The sequence below is a fragment of the Bacillus sp. SIMBA_031 genome (genome assembly GCF_046535225.1).
Taxonomy (GTDB): Bacteria; Bacillota; Bacilli; order Bacillales; family Bacillaceae; genus Bacillus; species Bacillus velezensis.
Genome location: NZ_JAWRXC010000370.1, coordinates 1 through 262, shown reverse-complemented (window position 1 = coordinate 262; position 262 = coordinate 1). Strand labels below are relative to the sequence as shown.

At 57.6% G+C, this 262-nt stretch carries 1 protein-coding gene; it reads left to right on the top strand.

Annotation, left to right across the window (positions count from 1 at the left end):
* A partial coding sequence (locus tag SB724_RS20670) for a hypothetical protein (RefSeq protein WP_410572800.1) occupies nucleotides 1-262 on the top strand: 262 nt, incomplete at both ends.

Genomic DNA, 262 nt, shown 5'->3' with positions numbered 1-262 from the left:
GGGAGGCGGTTCGTTCGGGTCTCCGAAGCAAAAAATCAGGTTGAAGCGGAATTTAGGTATACCCTTACCCGTGTCCGCGAGAATGGTGAGAGCATCGCCCTTTTGGGTGGCGAGGAAGAAGAACGCAACGATCTCGATAAGACGTTCGCCAATGTGCGCCGACAGTGGCGGCTCCTCGCACGTCAGCATATGCGCACGACGCTTGTTTCGCATGGCTCTATGCTCATCGCGCCGGTGGTCCCGGTCCTGCTTTGTGCTCCCA